Annotated in this window: 1 rRNA gene; it reads left to right on the plus strand. The window is 52.2% G+C overall.

What is annotated here, in order from left to right:
• The first annotated feature begins 2 nt into the window (after positions 1–2).
• Positions 3–2937: ribosomal RNA gene (locus ABTW64_RS15300) — 23S ribosomal RNA — on the plus strand.
• Positions 2938–2939: the final 2 nt, after the last annotated feature.

Consider the following 2939-nt stretch of genomic DNA (forward strand, 5'->3'; position numbering starts at 1 on the left):
CAAGTTAAGTTAGAAAGGGCGCACGGTGGATGCCTTGGCACTAGGAGCCGATGAAGGACGGGACTAACACCGATATGCTTCGGGGAGCTGTAAGTAAGCTTTGATCCGGAGATTTCCGAATGGGGAAACCCACTATCCGTAATGGGATAGTATCGTTACTTGAATACATAGAGTAACTGAAGGCAGACCCGGGGAACTGAAACATCTAAGTACCCGGAGGAAGAGAAAGCAAACGCGATTCCCTTAGTAGCGGCGAGCGAAACGGGATTAGCCCAAACCAAGAGGCTTGCCTCTTGGGGTTGTAGGACACTCTACATGGAGTTACAAAGGAACGGGGTAGATGAATAGGTCTGGAAAGGCCAGTCACAGAAGGTAAAAACCCTGTAGTCGAAACTTCGTTCCCTCCTGAGTGGATCCTGAGTACGGCGGGACACGAGAAATCCCGTCGGAAGCAGGGAGGACCATCTCCCAAGGCTAAATACTCCCTAGTGACCGATAGTGAACCAGTACCGTGAGGGAAAGGTGAAAAGCACCCCGGAAGGGGAGTGAAATAGATCCTGAAACCGTGTGCCTACAAGTAGTTAGAGCCCATTAATGGGTGATAGCGTGCCTTTTGTAGAATGAACCGGCGAGTTACGATTACATGCAAGGTTAAGTTGAAGAGACGGAGCCGCAGCGAAAGCGAGTCTGAATAGGGCGATAGAGTATGTGGTCGTAGACCCGAAACCAGGTGATCTACCCATGTCCAGGGTGAAGTCCAGGTAACACTGGATGGAGGCCCGAACCCACGCACGTTGAAAAGTGCGGGGATGAGGTGTGGGTAGCGGAGAAATTCCAATCGAACTTGGAGATAGCTGGTTCTCTCCGAAATAGCTTTAGGGCTAGCCTCAAGGTAAGAGTATTGGAGGTAGAGCACTGTTTGGACTAGGGGCCCCCATCGGGTTACCGAATTCAGACAAACTCCGAATGCCAAATACTTATCCTTGGGAGTCAGACTGCGAGTGATAAGATCCGTAGTCAAGAGGGAAACAGCCCAGACCACCAGCTAAGGTCCCAAAGTATACGTTAAGTGGAAAAGGATGTGGAGTTGCTTAGACAACCAGGATGTTGGCTTAGAAGCAGCCACCATTTAAAGAGTGCGTAATAGCTCACTGGTCGAGTGACTCTGCGCCGAAAATGTACCGGGGCTAAACGTATCACCGAAGCTGTGGATTGACATCTATGATGTCAGTGGTAGGAGAGCGTTCTAAGGGCGTTGAAGCTAGACCGTAAGGACTGGTGGAGCGCTTAGAAGTGAGAATGCCGGTATGAGTAGCGAAAGATGAGTGAGAATCTCATCCACCGAATGCCTAAGGTTTCCTGAGGAAGGCTCGTCCACTCAGGGTTAGTCGGGACCTAAGCCGAGGCTGAAGAGCGTAGGCGATGGACAACAGGTTGATATTCCTGTACCACCTTATGAATCGTTTGAGCGATGGGGGGACGCAGGAGGATAGGGTAAGCGTGCTGTTGGATTAGCACGTCCAAGCAGTTAGGCTGGTAATGAGGCAAATCCCATTACCGTGAAGGCGGAGCTGTGACGGCGAGGGAAATATAGTACCGAAGTTCCTGATTCCACACTGCCAAGAAAAGCCTCTAGCGAGATTCAAGGTGCCCGTACCGCAAACCGACACAGGTAGGCGAGGAGAGAATCCTAAGGTGAGCGAGAGAACTCTCGTTAAGGAACTCGGCAAAATGACCCCGTAACTTCGGGAGAAGGGGTGCTCTTTTGGGTGCAAGCCCGAGAGAGCCGCAGTGAATAGGCCCAGGCGACTGTTTAGCAAAAACACAGGTCTCTGCGAAGCCGTAAGGCGAAGTATAGGGGCTGACACCTGCCCGGTGCTGGAAGGTTAAGAGGAGGGGTTAGCGTTCGCGCGAAGCTCTGAATTGAAGCCCCAGTAAACGGCGGCCGTAACTATAACGGTCCTAAGGTAGCGAAATTCCTTGTCGGGTAAGTTCCGACCCGCACGAAAGGTGTAACGATCTGGGCACTGTCTCAACGAGAGACTCGGTGAAATTATAGTACCTGTGAAGATGCAGGTTACCCGCGACAGGACGGAAAGACCCCGTGGAGCTTTACTGTAGCCTGATATTGAATTTTGGTACAGCTTGTACAGGATAGGTAGGAGCCTTGGAAGCCGGAGCGCCAGCTTCGGTGGAGGCATTGGTGGGATACTACCCTGGCTGTATTGACATTCTAACCCGCACCCCTTATCGGGGTGGGAGACAGTGTCAGGTGGGCAGTTTGACTGGGGCGGTCGCCTCCTAAAAAGTAACGGAGGCGCCCAAAGGTTCCCTCAGAATGGTTGGAAATCATTCGTAGAGTGTAAAGGCACAAGGGAGCTTGACTGCGAGACCTACAAGTCGAGCAGGGACGAAAGTCGGGCTTAGTGATCCGGTGGTTCCGCATGGAAGGGCCATCGCTCAACGGATAAAAGCTACCCCGGGGATAACAGGCTTATCTCCCCCAAGAGTCCACATCGACGGGGAGGTTTGGCACCTCGATGTCGGCTCATCGCATCCTGGGGCTGTAGTCGGTCCCAAGGGTTGGGCTGTTCGCCCATTAAAGCGGTACGCGAGCTGGGTTCAGAACGTCGTGAGACAGTTCGGTCCCTATCCGTCGTGGGCGTAGGAAATTTGAGAGGAGCTGTCCTTAGTACGAGAGGACCGGGATGGACGCACCGCTGGTGTACCAGTTGTCTTGCCAAAGGCATAGCTGGGTAGCTATGTGCGGAAGGGATAAGTGCTGAAAGCATCTAAGCATGAAGCCCCCCTCGAGATGAGATTTCCCATAGCGTAAGCTAGTAAGATCCCTGAAAGATGATCAGGTTGATAGGTTTGAGGTGGAAGCGTGGTGACACGTGGAGCTGACAAATACTAATAGATCGAGGACTTAACTAAAA

The sequence above is a fragment of the Microbacterium sp. NPDC096154 genome, assembly GCF_040302945.1.
In the GTDB taxonomy this organism is placed as follows: Bacteria; Actinomycetota; Actinomycetes; order Actinomycetales; family Microbacteriaceae; genus Microbacterium.